Below are 20,641 nucleotides of genomic sequence, written 5' to 3' on the forward strand. Positions count from 1 at the left end.
ACAACTTGACCTCACTCCCTCCAGCTGTCATCCCGGACACTTCGCTGGCGGTTGTTCTGGTTTCCAATGGTCCAGGGGAACTAGCGACTTGGGTTAGACCCATTGCTGAGAGCCTGCATCGCAGCATATTGATGCGTCCTCGCGCTGCAAGCTCGCCTATTGACCTGAGGCTGGTGTTGGTGCCTTGCCCGAATGCCACAGGACAGGAGGCTGATGCGGCTAGGCGATGGATTCAGTTTGAGCAGATCACGCCAGCAAATCAGTTTTGGAATTTGTTGTTCTTTCCCCGACGCTATGGGCCATGGCCTCGCCAAGGAGTGGTCGTTTTCCTTGGGGGAGATCAGTTCTGGAGCGTGCTTCTTTCAGGTCGCTTGGGCTACCGCCATCTCACCTACGCCGAGTGGGTGGCCCGCTGGCCTCGTTGGAATGACTGCATTGCTGCGATGTCTCCCAAAGTGCGGGATCAGCTGCCACGTCGTTTCCGGGAACGTTGCACTGTGGTGGGAGACCTGATGGCGGATTTGTCTTGTCTTGCACGAGCTGAAGCTCCGCTGCCACAAGGCGACTGGGTGGCTTTATTGCCGGGGTCTAAACGGGCCAAGCTCTGCGTGGGGGTTCCTTTCCTTTTGGAGGCGGCTGATCGATTGGCTCGGCTGCGACCTGGATGTCGGTTTTTGCTTGCTGTTGCACCCACTACAAGCGTTAAGGAGTTGGAAAGCTTTATGAGTTCGAGCAATCCGATTGCTGCTGCCTATCGCTCAGCTATTGCCATGGTCAGGCCAGCTGAGCTTGATCAGCCTTGGCGAAGATTGATCACCAGGGCCGGTACGGTCATCTATCTCCAAGAGGACCATCCTGCGCATGGTCCCTTGAGCCAATGTGATTTAGCTCTCACCACTGTGGGGGCAAATACGGCCGAATTGGGGGCGCTCGGCTTGCCAATGATTGTGATCGTGCCCACCCAGCATTTGGCTGTGATGCAGGCATGGGATGGCTGGATTGGTTTGCTGGCTCGGCTCCCTGGATTGCGTTGGTGCATTGGTGTCTTGCTCAGTGCATGGCGGCTGCGACGCCATGGATTCCTGGCTTGGCCCAATATTTCTGCTGGACGCATGGTGGTTCCGGAGCGAGTGGGCTCAATTTCGCCACAGGACATTGCTAATGAGGCGTCAGCTTGGCTGGAATCTCCTGAACGGCTCATGGGGCTGCGCGAGGATCTGCGCAGCCTGCGTGGGCAACCTGGGGCTGTGTCTGCACTGGTTCAGCAGGTGCGTCGTTTGCTGCCCAAAGCTCTCGGTGCTTTTTAGATTCGAAGGCTGTTTAGGGTCTTGCAGGTCCTCTTTCTTTTCCCTTCCATGTCCAGGTCTGATTCCTCCGCTTCCGATTCAGTGGATTGGATCAAGCTCAGCCCTGAGGAATGGCAGGCCAGGTTGACTCATGAGCAGTATCAGGTTGCCCGAAAGGGAGGCACGGAGCGAGCATTTACAGGTGCTTATTGGAACCACAAGGCAGCAGGGATGTATTGCTGTGTCTGTTGTGGAGCCCCACTCTTCAGCTCAGCGACAAAATTCGATTCAGGCACTGGTTGGCCGAGCTTTTCGGATGGAGTCAAGGCAGGTGCGATTACCACCCATCGGGACACGAGTCATGGAATGGAGCGTACTGAGATCAACTGTGCTCGCTGTGGGGCTCATCTGGGCCATGTCTTTAACGACGGACCAGCTCCTACAGGTCAGAGGTACTGCGTGAACAGCGCTTCGCTTGATTTTTCCGAGAAGTCAGAGGTTTGATTTGAATCGAACGTCACCAAGGGTCGTCCAGTTCGGTGCCATTACGGCGCGGTGGGGGCTCCTCTACCTCTGCATCTCGGTCTCGGCCAGCTTGATCACGTCCTGAAAAGTCGAGGGGCTCCACATCAAGAGGATCACCAAGGCTCTGAACAGGTCGACGTGAGGCTGGCCTTGGTCTCTGGGGTTGTTGATCTTCAAAGGTTCGTCTTTGTTCATAGGCAGCTGATTCTTCGAAGACTGGCCTTTGTTCATAGGCAGGAGGTTCTTCGAAGGTCATTCTTTCTTCTCTGTCATTGCGGTAGCGCGTTGGGGAGCTTGAGGGTGTTTCGTCGAGATAGCGCTGTTGGGGGATGACTTCCTGTTGACGCTCTTCCAGTTCAACGTATTCAAGTTCCTCTTCCGGCTCAAAGGTTTGAGTGGTGGAAGGTTGGAGCCGGCGCTGCGCCTGTTCAGTGGGCTGTCCTGAATTGAGCTGGTTTTCCACTGGTACAAGATTCATCCTGTAGCGCTCTCGCTCCTGTTCTTCCCAGCTGGGGCCGCCGACTCCGAGTTTTTCGAGGAAGCCGCTATTCAGTTGTTTGAGCTTCTCTTCTGCGCCTTCATACACAATGATCCTGTCTGCGCCGCTGCTGACCACCTCGTCTACAGGCATCTCCCAGGTACTCAAGACCCCTTCGCCCAATAAGGGCACACCGATTGCTCCAATCACCAGGGTTGTGAGTTCCCCTGTTTCGATGTCGAAGGAGAACCCCAGGACTCTGCCTAGTTGCTGGCCAGATTCTGTGATCACTTGGCAGTTGATCACTCGGCTGTAGCGATCTGGGGTGAAACCCTCTTTGAGTGAGTCAGAGGAATCCACGAGGATGACGTCCCCCACCTGACGGATCCGATCAAGTGGCATCCAACGCGGGAGGCCGGGTAGGTAACGCGTGAGGGGATTGTCTCGCAGGCCTAGGGCCACCACTTCGCGGCGATCAATGTCGACCACGACTTCTCCCACGACGCCGAGACGACGTCCGGTATCACGGGTGATCACGTGGGTCCCCATGAGCTCGGAGCGCAGCCAGAGGCGGTCGCTAGGAACCTTGTCCAGTGGATCGTTCGGGGATGGGTTTGTCGTCAAACGCAGGCCCTCAACAGGGGGCGAATCGAGTCATTTTGACTCAAGGGCTTGAGGAAACAGCTCACGCCGCATTGGGTAATCCCACGACCTGAGTGTGAGCCCCACGGGCCTGGGTTACCCCGATGGTGCGGTTGGAGGCGCCGATCATTGGTCGGCGGTGGCTCACAACCATGAACTGGGCTTGTTCTGCTTGGCGGGCGATCAGAGCAGCAAGGCGTTCCACATTCACCCCATCGAGGAAACTGTCCACTTCATCGAGGGCATAGAAGGGAGAGGGGCGGAAGCGCTGCAGAGCAAATAGAAAGCTGAGTGCCGTAAGCGATTTTTCTCCACCAGACATAGCCGCAAGGCGTCTCACTGCTTTGCCTTTCGGATGTGCTACCAGGGTGAGGCCGCCTTCGAGGGGGTCGTCAGGGTTGTCAAGTTGTAGGTGGCCATCGCCCTCAGAGAGGCTGGCGAAGATGTCACGGAAATGACCATCAACTGCTTCAAAAGCTTCCATGAAGGCTTCCTGACGAAGGGTGGCGACGGTCTCGATGCGGAGCAGGAGTTCTTCTCGCTCCTGGGAGAGAACCTCAAGCCTTTCGACCAGATCTCCGAGTCGTTGTTCGAGTTGTTCGAGTTCTTCAAGGGCCAGCATGTTCACTGGTTCCAGGGCTTCCATACGGCTTTGAAGCTGCTGCAGATCGGCTTGAAGGGCCTCAAGTCCTGCGCTGCGAAGCTCTGCGGGGATCTCCGGGGGAGGGTCTGGCAAGGCTTGTTGGAGTTCTTTGAGTCGGAGGCCGCCGCTGCGAAGCTCTTCGGCAAGGGCCTGGCGATCCTGTCGGAGGCGTTCCAGGTTCCACTGGGCCTCTTGTAGGCCTTGGCGCTGGTTTGCTACTTCTGCTTCAGCCGCATCCCTGGCGCGCCGTTGTTCGCCAAAGCGAGTCTGTAGGTCTTGTTGCTGGCTCTCTAGTGTTTGTCTTCGCGCTTGCAGTTCTTGCTGCTGGTCACGCCATTGAGCATGGGCAGTTGCCAGCGCCTGGACAGCTTCCTGCAGTCTTTTTTCCTCAGCCTCCAGGCCCTTTTGTTGATCGCCTAGGCGTTCGAGGGCGAGGTGGCGATGCTGCTGGGCAGTCCGCAACTGATCCCGATTCGTTCTGGCTGTCCCCAGTGCGTCATCGGCGCTTTCAAGATCCGCTTGTAATCGTTGCCAGGTCTCTGCATCGCCATCCGCCTGGGCTTCCTGCTCATGTTGTTCAAGTTGCTGCAGTTCAAGGGTGAGGGGAGACAGCTTTTCGATGAGAGCGTTCAGTCGCTGCTGCTGTTGTTCTTGATGAGCTTGTAGCCCCTCCACTTTTTGAGAGCGTTGATGACGTCTTTCCATTAAGGGGCCATGGGAGCGGCGGGCTGCAGTGCGTTCGGCTTCCAGAGCGGCTTGGCGCTGTTCAAGATTCCTGAGGCAGGGGCGAGCTTCCTCGAGAACTTGGCTGAGCAGAGCTTCCTCTCTGCGGCAAGCCACCAAGGTTTCTCCAAGTTCAAGAAGCCTGCGGCGTAGGGGTTCGGCTTCATCTCCCTCGCTGCTGCTACCAAAGCTAAGGCTGTTGCTACGACCGGAAAAACTGCCGCCTGTCATGGCACCGCTCTTCTCTAGCAGTTCTCCATCAAGAGTTACGGCTCGAGTTCGTCCCAACTGCAGCCGGGCAGATTTCAGGTTGGTAAAGACCAAAGTTTCGCCGAAGACGTAGGCAAAAACCTCGGCATAAATGGGCTCAAAACTAACCAGCTCAAAGGCTTTGCCGATCAGGCCAGTGCTGTTATCAGCGTTGTCAGGCTTTCGCCCTCGCATGAGGGCGCTATTGCTGCTAGCTGCAGGTGCTTTGATGCGATTGAGAGGCAAGAAGGTGAGCCGGCCTGCTCGCCTGCTTTTGAGCAGTTCGATGGCTTTGGCGGCAATGCGATCGTCGTCTACGACGACTTGAGCGAGTCGTGCGCCCGCAGCGACTTCCAAAGCAAGTCGGTGTCGATCGTCTACCTCCCCAAGCTGGGCAACGGGCCCGTGGATCCCTTCCAGACCGGCTTCAAGTAGCAGCCTTAGAGCTCCAGTGCCACGACTCTCCTGCAGGGTCTCGCGACGACTCTCTAGCCGGGCGATTTCTTTTTCCAAGCGGGTTTGTTCTTGCTCTAGTCGACTGCGGGTCCGTTGCTGCACTGCCAGGGATTCAGCGGCTTGCTGAACCTGTTCTTTCTTGTCGCTGATGTTCTGGAGGAGTTTCTGCCATTCCTGTTCGAGTTGATCCAGTTGTTTCTGTACCTGCTGGTCTTCGGTGCCGTCACGCTGCTGCTCTGCTTCGAGTTCGACTCGCCGCTCTCCGTCTTGTCGCAGGCGTTCTTGAAGTTGTTGTTGCTCCTGCTGCAGTGGTGTAAGGGTGGATTGAAGTTCCTGACGGCGAGAGCTGCGCTGCCGTTGTTGCTCAAGCCAAGCACCAGAGCGACCGGCGACGTCTCCAAGGCGGCGACGGGAGACCTCTACAGCGGCTTCGGCATCTCTGCAGGTCTTCTCAGCATCTTCTAAGGCCGTGCGATGGGGATCTTCGGTCTGACTGTGAGCCTCCTGTTGCAGTTGTTTGCGGCGGTTGCTTAGTTCTTGGCGAACGCCTTGGAGGCGCTGACCTTCATTTTGGTGTTGCTCTGCTTGGCGCTCGAGTTCACGAGCCTGGGTCTCCAGTCCCGCCAGCTCGGCTTGCACCGCTAGCAACTGGTCTTCGCCGAGGGCCTTCACGTTCTCTTGCAGAGTCTTCAGGTTGGCGGCGGCCTTGGCCAGCTTTTCTTCGGCCTCTTTGAGGTTCGCAGCGTCGTGTACCTCTTGCTCGCCAAGCTGTTGCTGTCGGGTTTGAAGATCACGCAAACCTTGCTGGGCTGCTTCAAAGGCCAGCATCAGTTCCTGTTGCCGACCCAACTGAAGTTGCTGGCGGAGTTCCTGGTAGGTGCGGGCTTTAGCGCAGTCTCGTTCCAGGCGTTGCCGTGTGGTCAGCAGTTCCTGTTCCACGATCCGGCAGCGTTCCTGCCGCTCTTGAACATCATCGAGCTTGGCGCGAGTCTGTTCGATGCGGCTGTCGAAGAGTGCTACACCAGCCAGTTCGTCGATCAGGCCGCGGCGATCGCGGTTACTCATCGAGACGATGCGGGTCACATCGCCCTGCATCACAACATTGCTGCCTTCTGGGTCGATCCTCAGTCGGCGCAGCTGGGTTTGAAGTTGCTGCAGGTTGCAGGGTTCGCCATCGGCGCTGTAGCTCGTGCTGTAGGAGCCGCCAGGCATGACCCGCAGGCGGCGGGTGACGGTCCACTCTTTTTGATCAGCTTTGATCCAAGGACCTTCCTCTGGTGGCTCTAGACCTGCCTCGGCTGGATCGGGCTGCCAGTCGCTGAGGTCGAAGCGCACACTCACCACGGTTTCAGCTGCCTTGCCTGCTCGAAGGATTCGGCTGTTGACAAGATCAGGCAGTCGATCTGCTCGCATACCCCTGCTTGTGGCAAGACCAAGGCAGAAGAGAACGCCGTCGAGGATGTTGCTCTTGCCCGAACCGTTGGGGCCTGTGACGACTGTGAAGCCCTCTTCGAGGGGGATGGTCATCGACCCCCCAAAGGACTTGAACTGCGTAAGCCCAACCTGATTGATGTGAACCAACAGGTTGCACGGGCTCTCAGCAAGCCAAGTTTACCGAATTTTCTTTGAAGCTCAAGGGTTGGCACCCGGTTCGGATCTGATCCGGCAGAGCCTGTGTTCGATCTCCAAGTGCCCCTTCAGATCAGTGCTTTGTAGGTACACACTCAAGCGATCTTCACAGTTGATCGGCAGAGAGCCGCTGAACAGTCCGCCGACGATGCGCTTAGCCCAGCCGCGTCCTCCTGAGACGGCGGCGTCATGATGGTCCAGCCAAGCCAGCCGATGGACAGTGATAGGAATGGCTTCTACCGCTGGACCATCTAATCGTGGGATCTGCGGCAATCGCCAGGTTCGACATGAAGGGCCGTCTTCCAAGAGCAAATCAAAATGACATCCGAGCGGATCGTTCGGCGCTCCACGATGTTCCAATAGGACGAATCTATTCAGAGAGAAAAACCTAATTGCAATAGTTTAGTTGAATGAGTAATAGATCCAGTATTGATCAACACTGTATTGATGCTTGAGATCTTTAATGGCTCGCATCCGTCTGTTCTTCGTAAGAGCAGAAGTGCAATTGATCAGTACTAATGATTGATGTTGTACTTGCGGCTACGCATATACGTTCTCTATTGTATCCACCATATTAACAAGCGTTCACATTGCCTGCCCCTTCTTTGGCATGGGATTTGGGCTCATTTAAGTAAGGTCTCTTTGAAAAGTATGCTCAAAATGCCTTGCCCTGTAAAACGTGATCTTTTCAGCATCGCAGGATGGTTTTGAATATCATGGCTTGAAGCCTTTGTTCTCTAAATTTTGTCCCTCGAGCAACTCCGAGCCTTTCTTGTCAAAATGCAGGATGATGCTGACCTGCGCCAGCAGGTCTTAAGTGCTTCTACGGCGGATGAGGTGGCCAATCTTGCTGTTGGCTTTGGTTATGAATTTTCAGGTGACGAGCTGCTACGTATCTCTGGACAAAAGGTGGACCGAGTGACCGTAAGGAAACAGGACGTGCCTGGAGAATATAATTAATATTTTCTCGGAAGATTGCTTGATTTGATCTGGGTTCTAATTCTTGCCAAGCAGAGTAAAAAATTAGGCGTATATTTTATTCAGCTAGGGCGCTAAAATTAATATGTTTAGTTGGAATCTTGGCATTCTCTTGTTTGCTCTGTCCTCCCTTTATTGTATTGACGACTTCATGAATTGCCTCCCTTCTGCTACGAGCTGATGAAGCTCCAGAAGGATCTCTGCCGAGATTGCCATATACGCGGATTGACCTAATGAAGATCATCATCATGCCGCCAGAGGTCAGCTCATGAGCTTGAGCAAACGGTTGTATTGGCTAGCGTTCTTTGAACATGATCACGAGCAGGAAAGGACGTTTCAGTCTGATTGCTGGGGGCAGCAAAAAATCTAGGGCTATCGATCAGCTTGATTCAGCGATTATAGACAGCAAGCAAATGTTGGAGTTGATTCGAGTCAAGCCCTGCTCATCGATGTAGATAAGATTGTCGTGCTGGTGGAGTAGATATTTTAGCTCGCGATTCCTTCAGATAGCTCATTAGAGGTTGGTGAGCTGAGGCCAAGGCGAGCCAGGCTTAGTTCAAGTTCTTGGATGCTGATTTGCTGCCGGATGCGCTCTAGACGAGGAGGAACAATGGGTTGCAAAGTCCCTAAACGTTCAGCTACGGAATCGCTCATAGACTCCATCAATGCAGAGTTGTGTTCATATAGGAGTTGTAACGCACTAGATGTGGAGATGGTAGTAGCAACAGCTACACCATATCTGGCAAGTTGAGCGAAAGCTTTGTTAGAGGAGTCGTTCTGGAAAGAGCGATTCGTTTCAAGGGGTAGTGCTCAGGATCTTTTGAGTTCTGAGATACCCAAGGATTGTTGATCAACTTTTGAGCAGGTCAGATCCTCTGCAAATCAATGACGCTTATGAATGTCACTGCTCGGAGGTGGGTGATGGTTGCAGTGGCAGTTGGTATTCAGGCAGCAGGCTTGGATGCATTCCAGCTACAGGGGGTTTCGCTCTCGCACAGGTCTAACTAGGCTAAGATCAACCGTCTGGAATACATGGAATCAGAGAATTCCGCATCCGGCGATCAACAGACCCAAGTCAACACTGAGCCTTCGCGTCCTGCAGATCCCTCTGAACTGAGGTTCCGTGAACGATTTGAAAGCTTGTTGCCCACGATCCAAGAGTATTGGCCAGATTTGGCTTGGGACACACTGGAAGCGACACGAGGCAGCCTTGATGAAATGGTTCGTGTGATTTCACAGCATTCGGGATTAACGAGCCATGGTGTGCGTGATCAGCTGGAGGACCTGTTTCAGGTTGCTGGTGACCGCACCAGGAATCTGGCCGACAGCCTGGAGCCATTGGAGAAGCAGCTCGAGCAGCTTCTCGATGAGCTGAACAGCACTCTGCGGCCGCGGATTGAACGTCCTGTGCGGCAGCGACCGTTGCTTGCTGTTGCAATGGCTGCTGGAATCGGTGTACTGATTGGAGTTATTTTTGCCGGAGGTCGGCGGTCCTGATGAGCGACGAGCAACGTTCAAGCGGATCAGGAGCAGGTGCGCGCGTGACTGCGATTGCTGCTTCAGTCATGGATCTGCATGTGCGTATTGCTTTGCAGGAGGTGGATCGAGAGAAACGCCGTTTGATTAGTGGAGGCGTTTTCCTGGCCATGGGAGGCACGTTGATGCTTCTGGCGCTGTTGGCAGTGGAAGTGGCTTTGGTGCTTTGGATGCAGGAGGTTTGGGGCTGGAGCCTGATGAATGGTTTGCTGGCTATGGCAGTTCTTGATGTTGTTTTGGCAGGAGTGAGCCTGCGCATGGGTGGTCAGCTCGCCAAAGGGCCGTATTTGCCACAGACGTTGGAGGGTTTGTCGAAAACCACTCGAGCGGTGCTCGGTCGCCAGTGATTCAGCGAATGGCGAAGTTGTCATTCGAGACATTTGCATAGCAATGCACTCTCTTGCTTGAAGGGAGGGCTTGGCATGAGAGTCGAAAATCAGCAAAGATGGCATCAAATCAACACATCATGAACAGATCTAATCAGTCTTCAATGAGTCACCGCTCCTACTTTTTAGGCTTTTAATTCAATATGGATTAATAAGCACAGCAAGATTTGATGTATGACGTTAATTGCCAAAGGAAAACTATCTTCTTCTTAGCTCTAGGGCTTTATTTTTAAGATCACCTCGCACCATCATTCATAATGGCAGCCAAGTGATCATGCAATTCTTTTGCGTACTTTCAAGATCACGTAGCCAGCCACAAGGAGTTTGATTGTAAATGCAACAGCAAAAATGACTAGGTTGGTAGGAGTTAAGAGGTGGCTAAGCATCTTTCCATTTGAGCTTGTCTTTTATTTTAGGGCAAGAGCTTGGCAGATTGCAGACTGATGTTTTCTTTGATACCTCGTGGTCCTTATTGGATGATTAGAGCCTATAAAAAGTGCCGTGAATTTGAAGATTGCTGCTGATAGATCAAGTTGCCCTGCGGTTCAGCGAATGGCGTAGTTCAGCCAGCGGCATTCGATGCCGCCATTGCTGACTGGAATCCGCCGCCTCGCTTTCATCTGCAGTGATCGGCTGAGGCTGGGATTGCCGTTCAGCAGCCATAGCTGCCAACCTGATGCATGTTTTTTTGCGTACTGACCGAGGCTTTCATAGAGAGCGGTTAGGTTTTCATCCTGGCCAACTCGGATGCCATAGGGAGGGTTGCAGACCATCACTCCTGGCTGTTTTGGCAGTTCTAGGTCGCGAAAATCACAGGTTTGAATGTCTACAACATGGTCGAGGCCTGCCTCAGACAGGTTGGCTTTTGCTTGTGTTGTGATGCTGGGGTCTCGGTCGCAACCAATGATCAATGGCAGCGATTGATCTCTGCGTTCTCGTTGCTTGGCTCGTACTTGTTCCTCGCTCCAGAGTTGAGGATCGAAATCTGCCCAACCTTCCAGGAGCAAGGAACGCTGTATCCCTGGTGCAAGGCCAAGCTTCATACTGGCTGCCTCGATCAGCAGGGTGCCTGATCCGCAAAGGGGGTCAACTAAGGGCACGCAGCCATCCCAGCCGCTGAGTCTGATCAATCCGGCGGCAAGGTTTTCTTTGAGAGGCGCAGCGCCAACTGCAGCTCGGTAGCCCCTGCGGTGCAGGCTGCCAGCTGAACCGTCCAAGCTCAGGACGGCACAATCTCGACTGAGATGGAGATGTAAACAGAGAGCAGGGTCTTGCAGATCGATATCAGATCGCTCACCCCATAGCTGCCGTTGCAGATCGATCAGAGCATTTTTTACTTGCAGGGCTGTGAAGTGGCTGTGAGTGAGGCCAGGGCCGCTGCCGGTGACATCAACGCGAAAGCTCATTGAGGGATGCAGCCAGCGCTCCCAGTTGAAGGCTGATTGCACACCTGCGTAGAGCTCTTTTGGCCCTCGGCAAGGGAATTGGGCAATCTCTCTGAGAAGGCGAAATGGCAGGCGTGCTTGTAGATGCAGCCGATAGAAGCAGGCCATGTCGGCTTCAAAAGCAGCAGCGCGTCTGAGCGGGCGTACGGCTTTGGCTCCAAGCGTGGTGAGCTCTTTGGCGCCTTCTTCTTCTAATCCTTGGGGGAGTACGGCGATCGCTTGCATTGAGCTTTTACCACCCACGGGTTGTTGAGCGAAAGAACAGCATCCCTGTCAGAATGGAATTGTCCACCTTTTGGCGGACTAGGTGATCCACACCAGTGTCTCGGACAGCGGTTCGATTCCGCTCAGCTCCATTCCTCTTTCAGGTTTCTAGGGGCTGCAATGGTTTCGACGGGGTATGAGGAGGGTGACTGAAGCCTGCTCGGTATGAGCAACTACGTAACTGCGAACAACATCGTTCGTTTCTCCCGTCAGCCTGCCCTCGTGGCTGCCTGACCCTTAGGGGAGATGGGGTGAGGTCAGCCTTATCACCCAAATGACCCACGGGGCCTGAGAGGGCCCCTCTTTTATTGCTAGGGCTAGGTTTTTGGAGATTTACTCCTGTCGATAAAATCTTGTGACGTGACATAGGCGTGACAACCGGGGTCGAGTTTGCTCCTGCATGAAAAACATTCGGTATTTAGCTGATTCAGCGCTTACGTTCCATCGACCGCTGAATCTCGATCTCGGTTGGGCAAGTGCCAGCCTTCCTGGATGCCAAAGCTGCAAAAGCGATTTCAGAGGTGGGCTGATGAGCTTGTAGATCTAACGGCTAAGAACGAGTTGATGGCAACTTCAAGGTCACCAAGACATCGACGCTCATCCCCGACGCTTCTCACGCTCGGCATCTACATGTACATCTGGTTATCGATCAGGCTTTCCTTTTCAATTTGAAGGGGTGAGAGCCTATCGCCCGAAACCAACCAGCTCATTAAGCAGTCTGATAGCGCCTATAGCGTTGTTCTCGCGGCCTGAAGCAACAGCATCAGCAGCGATCTGTTCCAGCATTTGAATCTTGGCTGCGAGCATGTCTGCACGCTCGATGTCGTTTAGATCGCCTTTCACTACATCACGCGCTTCACGCACGTAGCGATGGGCTTGTTCTGCTGACAGTCCCCATGAACATGTCACATGAGACATCAGCTGACGTTGCGACCAGCCTTTGACAATTAAGTCAGCAAGTTCTTCGACGCGTCGAAGCTTCTCTTTTCTGGTGCACTTACTCATGACTTAATTCTGGCAGGGATTGAACAAGTAGTTGTGTGGAGTAGTTGCTTGGGCGGTGTATCTGTTTCGTTTTAGGAGGGTAAAGTGAGACTTGTTTTGCATTGACAGAGTGGGTGATGCCCAGTTCGTCAATGAGAACGATTAGGCCAGCTTTTGGGATGAGACTGGTAGGTGATGTCCAACCGTTGTGGCCATCGACGTAGACCGGAACGCTGGTGGGTCTGGTGGGTCTGAACTGCACCTCACTTTCTCTTTGCTGTTCCTCTCCTTTTTCTAATTCTTCTTCTCTTCCTTTTTTTTCTGAAGAGGAACTCACCAGACTCACCAGAGAGGCTTGAGACATGGCTTCAGTACTTGATTGTGGTTCAGGTGTGTTTGGCTGGTGGGTTTGTTCTGCTGGGGGGTTGAAGTCACCAGATCGAGAGGATTCGATGGTGATGCCGATATGAAGAGCGAGATCCTGTTGAGTTGGCTGGTGGGTCTTGTAGTAAGAAGCCTTCCAATCTTTAGTGTGTTCGACCCAAGGGAGTTTCTTGATTTCGCGTCCAAACTTGGTTGCTGAGATGGGATGTTGACCCTCTTCAGTTATCCATCTGCTGTAGAGACGATAAAGTTCAGCGGCCTTATATTCTCCAGGATTGCTGACAGAGAAACGCAGGATATGGTCACGTTCCAGAGCGGCTTCAATGGATGCCTCGCGTATAGCTAAAACCTTCCCTCGATTTCTCAGGGCATCATTCATCTCGCTATCTGACATCGACCAGGCCCACCAGAAGATTCCAGCTGCTTCGTTGATGAGTTTGAGTTTCAGCTCTTCGTCTGGATTAGTTACTGATTTCTCGAATCTGAATGTGACTATGCGACGCCCCATTCCTTCGATACCGCCGCCGGAAGCGGTGGGGGAGTCATTAAAAAAGCGCCAGATGACAACGCCAAGTCGTGCGGAATCAGCATCCTTGTAGAGCTTTTTGACTTCGACTTTTTCGTTGCTGCTGATGCTATTGAAGACACCAGGATCTGATACGTGGCCAGAGGCGTCAGGGTCTAGTGCAATTCGTTTCCCGATTAGGGAGTGCAGAGCATTGGGGTTGCAGAAGGATTGGGATCGAATGAGTCCCACACCAGCACTGCCACCGCAGATAGCTTGTAGCACTTCAGAAAGGGTGCCTTTCCCTGCTCGTCTTGGACCATGAACATCAAAGACCAGTTCATGCGTAAAAGGTGCATCGATTTGCTTCGGGATGAGAGTCCAACGAATGGCGGCTCTTAGAAGGCGAATCAAGTCATCAGCGCCGAGTGTTTCTTTGAGGAATTGATGCCAACGTGGGCATGTGGATTCAGGGTCGTAGTTGAACGGGAAGCAAAAGGTTTGACTGTCGTTGGGCTTATGCCCGGGGGTGAAAATATCTTGGCGAAGAGTGCCATTGGCAAAAGCCATAAATCCATCGCAGTCCCATTTAGTTTTTTCTAGCCGGGCCAGGATTTCAGACACCATTGATCCGATGACTGAGTCGCCCCGTTTATGCCACCCCATCTCATCCATCCATTGATGGAGTGGTCGCTTGAGAGCCTCGCGATCCTTTCCCTTTATCAGTTCCCAATGAGAGTTGTTCCATTGGTACAGGCCATGGTTCAACCGGTTGGCGTAAATACCATCCAGGACTGTGCAAGCTGTTAGGGCTTTGTGATGTATCTGGGGAGGTTCTGGTTCCCACCATTTACGAGAGCAATTTTTACCTTTGCCTCTGCTTTTACAAGCTGGACGGCTGATCCGCTCCAGAGCTCGATATGCATCGGCTCCATGGCGATAAATGAAATCATCAACGCCGTTCTTATCACCGTTGAGTTCACAGGGCAGAAGGACGACGAATACCTGAGCACCACGTTCGGAGAGCGCATCTGTGAGTCTGTAAAGCGATGCTCTAACCGAGTCTTTGATGGTTACATCTGAATCGAAGACGAGGAAAACATCACGACCAGACCAGTTGATCGTCTCTAGCTCAGGAATGAATTGCCTTGGTTCAACACGTTTATCAGTCCAGGCATCCACTCCAGAGATACCAATGGTTGGAAGTCCATAGTGGTTGAGGCAGTCTGTCTTTTTCTCTCCCTCTGTGATTCGGAGGGGTTTGCCATCAGCCAATGAGTTGGCTGGCATGAGAGTAGAAAAGTACGGACGACAGCCGCCACCTTTTGGTGAGACATATTTCGGTGGGTTCTCTCCCTTGAGTTGACCCTGGTGAGGCTTAAATCGAAAGAAAGGCTTCCCTTCATGTAAATACTGTTCTCCTCCTGGAGAGCACATTGGAACTACCCATCCAGTGGCATTAATGCCAACCAGATCGAGTGCAGTCTTAGTGGAAACTTCTCGGTATCTGAGACGCTGATGAACTTCCAGTGGTAGTCCGGAGGCAAGAAGCTCTTCCGTCAGGCCATTTGCCTGATCTTCTGAGGAGTGCATGATTCACGCTCTCCTCATCGTTTCGATGGATGCAGGGTCTACGCGCTTGAAGCTGCTGAATGCTTCATCAGTTGGCCGTGGAAACCAGCGGACGGGAGCTGCAGTTGTGATCCCTTGGAATCTGTAGTGAGTACCGAGCTCAAATGGACTAATTGCTTGCTTACGAATTTTCAGAAGCAACTTTTCGGAGATACCAAGCGCCTTTGCCATATCGGCGGTGCTTAATGTCTCGCGGATGCTCGTAGACATGTTGATCACCGGATAAAGAAACCGGCTGTTCGTCGCTACCGCTTGTTTCTTAGGCGCTTAAGCCAGGCTTGCTCGCGTTGGCGATAAGCCCGCATGACTGCCTTCGGCATCGTGACGATTACAAAGTTGCAACCTTCAGGAATATCCGTTTTGAAGCCCTTGGATTCCTCTTCATCAAGCATTTGTTGAACATCCCGAACGGAATACTCAGCAGTCTTTGGAAGACGAAGGCTTTGTGGAGAGAGTCGATTTGGACGGGTCAAGGCCAACGCAAAGAAACAGCGATAGCGGCAAACCCCAACTCGGTTCCACATCAGGGTGCCACCCCTGCAGGCCCGACATCGCGCCTGATGGAGCGATATGGAATGGAGGACTAGATACCTAGTGGTCCATTCATCGGTTGTTCACATTCTAGCGAGTTCTTGGATGTCAGAGCACCACCGATAGTGCTGCTCTTGATGATGTTGCCCTACATGTCGAGCATTCCCAAATTATTTACCGGAAGAACCTGTCTTGTTTTTGACTGCGCTCAACCCAGAACGTCAACAGTTGCTCGTAAGAAGGAGCAAGTGGAGCCTGATGACTGATTAGGAACTGAATGATGTCGGTTATGACCCCTACTCCAACTATGGCCACTACAGCAGGTTGCAATCAGATGGCATCAGCGAATGGAGCCCTGCCTTTTTAAAGCTCTCGGCAACGCTCGATGGATGTGCAAGGTGCAAGGCGCTATGAGCGTTTCTGCCAGCGCTATCGCCATCACAGTAAAGCTGCTCCCAAGAGCCATTGGGGTAGTCGCATGCTTAAACGAATCGTGAGCAGTGCAAGAACTAGAAGCAAGAGGAAGAGGGTTTCACCAGGCCAACAACGACTGCCATGGGATTGGGGTATTCGCCTCAATCAGATTCCAGAGGATTGGCATCAACTTGTTGTGAGATTTAGAAAAACAAATGGCATCAGAGATGGTGATCTTCAGTTCAGCTTCTGATGATTAGTTGAGCAGATATAGGTATTGGTTAGAACCCAGAAGTTGATGTTTAGCTTTTTAGTGGCACTTAACTATTCTCAGAGCAGGCTTCTATCAACTACACGTCTTTACACGTTGCTTTTTAGCAACAAGGTGCCAGGTATCCAAGGGTGATTTCAGCCTTGATTAAATAAAGATTCGTCAGTAATTGCTATGGATCTGGTTGATTAGGTCTAGTTTTCTTGCCCGGAGACTCGTCAGCTGCTACATCCAACAGATCCACATTCCGAATCGCTACTGTTGCTTCGCCCGCCAGATACTGCAGCCAGTGTTGCTTCATCTAGTTCAATATCATCGAACTCGTCCTCTGCATCAATCTCATAGATAAACTCTACAACCTCAGCAGCGGTAAAACTAACTCCATTCTCACTAGCAATCCCAATCATCCTTTGCACTGCTGCATCAATGCTCTCAGCTCTGTTTGACTGAAATAGCCCATACAGCTCTGTTTGAACTTCAGGAGATACAGAGGCTCTGACTTGCTTGAATTGTTCGATGGTTGCCATTAGTCAATCTTTTCAATCCCTGCCTTTATAGCAGGTCATTCTCTTAATGTCAGGATCTGAGTGATCTGGATCACAGTTCTTTTCAGGTGTTGACAATGTTATGCAACGCTTTCCTTGAGCCATGTGCAGTGAAGTGCTGAGCGAGTACACTTTTCACAAGATACTCTTGAGACGCTCTGTATCAATAAGCAATGAAGCAACATTTATTTATGAGGATCATAGGTAATTGAACAAGTTAATTGGTGAGACATTTATGTTGTCCAATCCCGAGGACGGTATTGACTTTAGAGGTTTAACCTCTGTGAGTTTATGGCCGATGCTGTTTTCTCTTGTTAAAGGCAAAAGCTTGAGAGACCACTGCCAAGCTGAGGCAAATATCGCCTGGGGTTTCAGATCTAGTGGCCCGAAGTCTGAACCCATAGCAATGTTACTTGCGAGAATTAATTCATCACCTAAAGGTAATAAATGTGAATGTTATAGGGAAATGGAAATATGCAGCTTGGCAGTGCGAAAGCCTTGGCAGGGCAAAGGAATAGCTAGAAATCTTTTGCAAGCAGCTACGGGATGGGCCGAGACACAAGCCCTTGATCAAGTGACTCTTGCAATGCCAGAGAATCAAGCTTATACGCCTGCTCTTAAGCGGCTTACTTCTCTAGAGGCCGGGTGGAATGATTCTCCAGGCAAAGTAATAGTTACACTTTCGGATCCAATTAAGGTGGGTGCATTGTTAGTTCGTTTAGAAAAAATGGCAAAGCGACAAAAACAGCGTTGGGGCTGGAAGATTGCTCCCTACCCTGATGAGCTAACTTCCGAACTTCAGGCTCGACTTACAGAACCAGGCGAACCTAACATTGGGAAACCTTATGATCCGAATCAGCCCTATTCAATAGGTTGGCACTCTTTAACATATAGCCGACTTTTGATGGCTGATGATAAGTTAGTTGGCTGGCTTGCGGCTCATCAATTGTCTCCTAATTTGCTTCGATATAATAAGGTTTGGGTGGACCCTGGCTGGGAGAAAAGTGGGGGATTGTTAGCGATGGTTGCGGATGTAATGCGGTCGGCTCACTTCGCTGGAGTTGATTTGTATGCGAACAATCTCAAGTCATGTAAACCTATTCCAAAGGGATGTTTTTCCTTCCATCCCCAACACAGGAATATGCCCCGTATGAGTGAGCGTCATTTTCGCCCTGTTGCTAGTAAATGGGTGGAAACTCGGATGAGATCATTGCCATTACCGAGAGCAAGTAAAAGTCACGCCAAGGGAAAGGTATCTTCAGAAGCATAAGCAGAAAGCTATTAAGGGGTTCAATAACCTGTGGATACATGATTAGAACTCTAGAACTATGGGATTAATCGGGCTATTGAAGAAATAAAAAGCCCAAGCGATTGCAGGGGCTTTGAGTATTTAGGCTGTGGCTCCTACTTAAAGAGTGGGTCAGCACAGAACTCACAGTCCCCGGTCGCTACAGCGCCATACGGCCTTCATCGTCTACTCACCCATCTAACCCGGCGCGGCCCGCTCCGCCGGCGACAACCGCTAGAGCCTCAGTGCTTAACTCAAGATCATCGAACTCATCGTCCTCATCCATCTGAGAAATGAACTGAATAATTTCTTCAGACGTAAGTTCAAAACCTTTATCCGCTGCCATTTTGATGAGCTTGGCTCTTGTGGCCTCTGGATCAACAATGTACTCAGAACCCAGCGCTGATTGCTTCTCGGGATTTGTCTCTAGTTGCTTGAATTGTTCAAGAGTGGCAATTGATTCAACGTTTCAATTCCTACCTTTCTAGCAGCGTCATCCTCAGATGACATGATCTGAGTCATGATTCTGAGTGATCTGGATCACAGGCGCTGAGCAAGGATTGTTTATTGGCTTCTATAGCTACACGTCTTTGCACGTAGCTTGTTGTTGGTTTGATCAACCTGCTTGTTTGATTGCTTCTGCGAATGCAGCAGCTGTTGTTGCAGTACTTGCCCAGCGATAAGAGCGTGCATGAACTTCCAGGCTGTGACCCATGGCATCAGCAACAGCACCAACTTCTATTTTTTGACGATGGCAGCGCAGTGAATAGGAATCACGAAAGGAATAAGGCCGTAACCATTCACCGCGTTCAGTGCATTTTGCTTTTAGTTCAATCCACTCGATCTGACGTTTAAGGAACTTCTCGATGTAGTGGCCATTGAGAACACGTGGTTGACCGTCATTGCCAAGGGGAAGTTCTAAGAGACCGGCATGTAGAGCACCAATCAGATTCCATTGAATTGGGCTGCCGTCAGTGTCTTGCAGAAAAGATGGCCGCAACCAACGCGGATCAGTGAGTGCCCCACCGCAGTTTTTCTCGTAGCTGCACCAAAGACCAAGTGTGCCGTTGTCTTCCGTCTTTGGAACTAGATGCTGGAGTTCAATTGGCCTTAAGCCAAAAAGGGTGAGTAGGCGAATGACATTGGCCCAACGTGGATTCCTCTGCTCGATGCCATTGATGAGATAGAGAAGCTCTGAATCTTCAAGGGTGGCTTTTGTTTGTTTCTTGGGTGGCTTCCCTTTGAGTTCCTTGATGTCGATGGGTGTGATGCGCCAGCAGGCAGCGGCATGGTGTCTGGCAATGGCGTGATCAGTGAGGTTGCGCAGAGCAATACAACAGGCAGCTCTTGATGCTGCTTTTCCTTTCCACTTGACCAATGTTTTCTGCAGCAGGGTGTGGCCATCGGATGCTTTACCGGCGTCTATCAACTTGATGGCTTGATTGACATAGTGCTGATAGTTATCGCGCCAGGTGCTTTCGAGGATTTCATTCCGGCCACTCATCAGTGCCATGCGTAGACCATCAGCTATCTCCTGCCAGTTGAGAGCAGGTTGCATGGTGCTGCTATCGCCCTGGGCCATGGTGATGGCATCCCGCAGGCTGTCGGTATTACCTCCAGCGAGATGCTTGGCAGCACGGTTTAACAACAGGGTCGCTTTGCTTTGGTTATCTGCAGTCCAAAGCAGCGGAAGCCTGGCGGCTTGAGATTTGCCGCCGACTTGAGGGCGGACTCGCACCATGATTTTTCCTTCCGCGTTGCTCACCGTCCAGCCAGGAAGTGAGGTGCGAATTGAACCTCGAAATCCAATCTCCCAGGGCTGTCCAGCATTGGTCTTAGGCATGCGCTATTTCTTGTCTTCCGTGACAACAGCGTGACATAAGCGCCATTACAGGTCAATTCAGATCCCAGCAAGTCCATGCAGATCCCTTTGATGGCAATGAGTTCTAGTGGTGGCCTCAGATGACCAATCCTTATCACCCAAATGATCCATGGGGCCTGAGAGGGCCCCTCTTTTATTGCTATAACAGGAGTCTAGAAAAGGCGTTTTCGGCCCTTTTGTATTTCAGGACAAATTTAATGGGTACTTGTCTGCCGCAAGGGTTTGATCCACAGGTAGCCCTTCTGATCAACCTCAAATGCTGAGAGGGTCGTTGATGGCCAAAAGAGCTGCAGTCGTTGATCGAGTTGAGGAAGCCCATTGCATGCTTTCGCAGGGCTATAGCTGCACAGCGGTGGTGGCGTATCTGGCACAGAGCAAGGGGGTGAGTCGCCGCACCTCTCAACGGACTGTTCAACAGGGCTATGCCTTGATCCGTGAGGACATCGATCAGGCGAATATCCAAAGAACAGATCTTGTTGCTCAAGCCATTCACCTACTGATGGAGAGCGCAAGGGTTGGTTTAAAGCAGAACAATCCAGGAGCTGTTGTTGGCGCTGTCGCTCAACTCGACAAGTTATGTGGGTTAGGAGTGAGGAAATAGTTAGGGGCTTGAGTTCTGGCCCTCTTTTAATTCATTAATTTCATTGATCCAAGGAGTTCTTCTAAACAGAACGAATTTATCTTCATGGCCTGAACTAGAAGTCACGGCTAGAGTGTTGGGAAAGATAGGGATAACGCCTAAGAATTTTGTCCAATCCTTTCTTAGCCTATTGATTTCAGAGATTGAGACGATGGTTACGCCTGTTTGAATGTTGAGTGCATGTGACTCAAAAATCAATCTTTCTGTGGTCAGGTAAAGCATCCCTCCAACGGTCTCAATATCTCTTTGATGGTTTGCCGGCGATTTCTTGATAAGCTTTTCTCCAACCTCAAGAACAGTCTTCACGCAAAGTGCCTCCTTGATA

The 20,641-nt window shown here is 51.7% G+C and carries 20 protein-coding genes and 1 pseudogene; 8 read left to right on the plus strand and 13 right to left on the minus strand.

What is annotated here, in order from left to right; translation table 11 throughout:
• Positions 1 to 5 precede the first annotated feature (5 nt).
• Positions 6 to 1,307: a hypothetical protein gene (locus tag PMIT1303_RS01955; RefSeq protein WP_063397306.1), complete on the plus strand. Its 1,302-nt coding sequence runs from the start codon at positions 6 to 8 to the stop codon at positions 1,305 to 1,307.
• 48 nt (positions 1,308 to 1,355) lie between these two features.
• Positions 1,356 to 1,790: a peptide-methionine (R)-S-oxide reductase MsrB gene (gene msrB / locus PMIT1303_RS01960; protein ID WP_063397307.1), complete on the plus strand. Its 435-nt coding sequence runs from the start codon at positions 1,356 to 1,358 to the stop codon at positions 1,788 to 1,790.
• Positions 1,791 to 1,803: 13 nt separating this feature from the next.
• Here the strand turns inward: msrB and PMIT1303_RS01965 are convergent, their stop codons facing one another.
• The 3 genes from PMIT1303_RS01965 to PMIT1303_RS01975 form a co-directional block, all read right to left on the minus strand.
• A complete protein-coding gene (locus PMIT1303_RS01965; protein ID WP_063397308.1) occupies positions 1,804 to 2,913 on the minus strand; it encodes a PRC-barrel domain-containing protein in 1,110 nt (369 codons plus the stop codon).
• Between the two features lie 61 nt (positions 2,914 to 2,974).
• Positions 2,975 to 6,583, minus strand: coding sequence for a chromosome segregation protein SMC (smc, locus tag PMIT1303_RS01970; protein WP_063397309.1), 3,609 nt, complete (start codon positions 6,581 to 6,583; stop codon positions 2,975 to 2,977).
• A gap of 51 nt (positions 6,584 to 6,634) precedes the next feature.
• Entirely contained in the window at positions 6,635 to 6,991 is a 357-nt protein-coding gene (locus PMIT1303_RS01975) for a hypothetical protein (RefSeq protein ID WP_063397310.1), read from the minus strand.
• Positions 6,992 to 7,375: 384 nt separating this feature from the next.
• Between PMIT1303_RS01975 and PMIT1303_RS01980 the strand changes: the two genes are divergently transcribed.
• Positions 7,376 to 7,591, plus strand: a complete 216-nt coding sequence (locus PMIT1303_RS01980) for a Nif11-like leader peptide family natural product precursor (RefSeq protein ID WP_011825006.1) — start codon at positions 7,376 to 7,378, stop codon at positions 7,589 to 7,591.
• A gap of 504 nt (positions 7,592 to 8,095) precedes the next feature.
• On the opposite strand, the gene PMIT1303_RS13190 is transcribed toward PMIT1303_RS01980, so the two are convergent.
• Positions 8,096 to 8,263, minus strand: a complete 168-nt coding sequence (locus PMIT1303_RS13190; RefSeq protein WP_156486871.1) for a hypothetical protein — start codon at positions 8,261 to 8,263, stop codon at positions 8,096 to 8,098.
• A gap of 378 nt (positions 8,264 to 8,641) precedes the next feature.
• Here PMIT1303_RS13190 and PMIT1303_RS01990 point away from each other — a divergent pair, with 378 nt between their 5' ends.
• Positions 8,642 to 9,106, plus strand: coding sequence for a YqjD family protein (locus PMIT1303_RS01990; protein WP_011825011.1), 465 nt, complete (start codon positions 8,642 to 8,644; stop codon positions 9,104 to 9,106).
• Entirely contained in the window at positions 9,106 to 9,492 is a 387-nt protein-coding gene (locus PMIT1303_RS01995) for a phage holin family protein (protein WP_063397312.1), read from the plus strand. The genes PMIT1303_RS01990 and PMIT1303_RS01995 overlap by 1 nt, the downstream gene beginning before the upstream one ends.
• 584 nt (positions 9,493 to 10,076) lie before the next feature.
• On the opposite strand, the gene PMIT1303_RS02000 is transcribed toward PMIT1303_RS01995, so the two are convergent.
• From PMIT1303_RS02000 to PMIT1303_RS13200, 6 genes are all read right to left on the minus strand, one after another.
• The gene (locus PMIT1303_RS02000) at positions 10,077 to 11,201 is read right to left on the minus strand and encodes a class I SAM-dependent RNA methyltransferase (RefSeq protein ID WP_063397313.1); all 1,125 of its coding nucleotides are present in this window, start codon (positions 11,199 to 11,201) and stop codon (positions 10,077 to 10,079) included.
• A 723-nt stretch (positions 11,202 to 11,924) separates the two neighbouring features.
• Entirely contained in the window at positions 11,925 to 12,245 is a 321-nt protein-coding gene (locus PMIT1303_RS02010; protein ID WP_063397314.1) for a hypothetical protein, read from the minus strand.
• Entirely contained in the window at positions 12,238 to 14,706 is a 2,469-nt protein-coding gene (locus PMIT1303_RS02015; RefSeq protein WP_063397315.1) for a DUF3854 domain-containing protein, read from the minus strand. The genes PMIT1303_RS02010 and PMIT1303_RS02015 overlap by 8 nt, the downstream gene beginning before the upstream one ends.
• Before the next feature lie 3 nt (positions 14,707 to 14,709).
• Positions 14,710 to 14,955: a hypothetical protein gene (locus tag PMIT1303_RS13195; protein WP_156486872.1), complete on the minus strand. Its 246-nt coding sequence runs from the start codon at positions 14,953 to 14,955 to the stop codon at positions 14,710 to 14,712.
• A 35-nt stretch (positions 14,956 to 14,990) separates the two neighbouring features.
• On the minus strand, positions 14,991 to 15,218 hold the full coding sequence (locus tag PMIT1303_RS02020; protein ID WP_231901232.1) for a hypothetical protein: 228 nt from the start codon (positions 15,216 to 15,218) through the stop codon (positions 14,991 to 14,993).
• Positions 15,219 to 15,450: 232 nt separating this feature from the next.
• Positions 15,451 to 15,606, minus strand: a complete 156-nt coding sequence (locus tag PMIT1303_RS13200; RefSeq protein ID WP_156486873.1) for a hypothetical protein — start codon at positions 15,604 to 15,606, stop codon at positions 15,451 to 15,453.
• On the opposite strand from PMIT1303_RS13200, the pseudogene PMIT1303_RS02025 reads away from it, so the two are divergent.
• Positions 15,565 to 15,943: pseudogene (locus tag PMIT1303_RS02025) on the plus strand (hypothetical protein); the annotation flags it as partial. The gene PMIT1303_RS13200 and the pseudogene PMIT1303_RS02025 overlap by 42 nt on opposite strands.
• A 236-nt stretch (positions 15,944 to 16,179) precedes the next feature.
• On the opposite strand, the gene PMIT1303_RS13700 reads toward PMIT1303_RS02025, so the two are convergent.
• A complete protein-coding gene (locus tag PMIT1303_RS13700; protein WP_063397317.1) occupies positions 16,180 to 16,488 on the minus strand; it encodes a hypothetical protein in 309 nt (102 codons plus the stop codon).
• Between the two features lie 226 nt (positions 16,489 to 16,714).
• On the opposite strand from PMIT1303_RS13700, the gene PMIT1303_RS02035 reads away from it, so the two are divergent.
• Positions 16,715 to 17,776 (plus strand): GNAT family N-acetyltransferase, encoded by a 1,062-nt coding sequence (locus tag PMIT1303_RS02035; RefSeq protein WP_063397318.1) that lies wholly within the window; start codon positions 16,715 to 16,717, stop codon positions 17,774 to 17,776.
• A gap of 634 nt (positions 17,777 to 18,410) precedes the next feature.
• Here PMIT1303_RS02035 and PMIT1303_RS02040 read toward each other — a convergent pair.
• Positions 18,411 to 19,637, minus strand: a complete 1,227-nt coding sequence (locus PMIT1303_RS02040; RefSeq protein WP_063397319.1) for a hypothetical protein — start codon at positions 19,635 to 19,637, stop codon at positions 18,411 to 18,413.
• A 313-nt stretch (positions 19,638 to 19,950) separates the two neighbouring features.
• Here PMIT1303_RS02040 and PMIT1303_RS02045 point away from each other — a divergent pair, with 313 nt between their 5' ends.
• Complete coding sequence (locus PMIT1303_RS02045; protein WP_231901245.1) at positions 19,951 to 20,277, plus strand: hypothetical protein; 327 nt, start codon at positions 19,951 to 19,953, stop codon at positions 20,275 to 20,277.
• On the opposite strand, the gene PMIT1303_RS02050 is transcribed toward PMIT1303_RS02045, so the two are convergent.
• Entirely contained in the window at positions 20,278 to 20,622 is a 345-nt protein-coding gene (locus tag PMIT1303_RS02050; RefSeq protein WP_063397320.1) for a GRAM domain-containing protein, read from the minus strand.
• Positions 20,623 to 20,641: the final 19 nt, after the last annotated feature.

The sequence above is a fragment of the Prochlorococcus sp. MIT 1303 genome, from assembly GCF_001631965.1.
Taxonomy (GTDB): Bacteria; Cyanobacteriota; Cyanobacteriia; order PCC-6307; family Cyanobiaceae; genus Prochlorococcus; species Prochlorococcus marinus_D.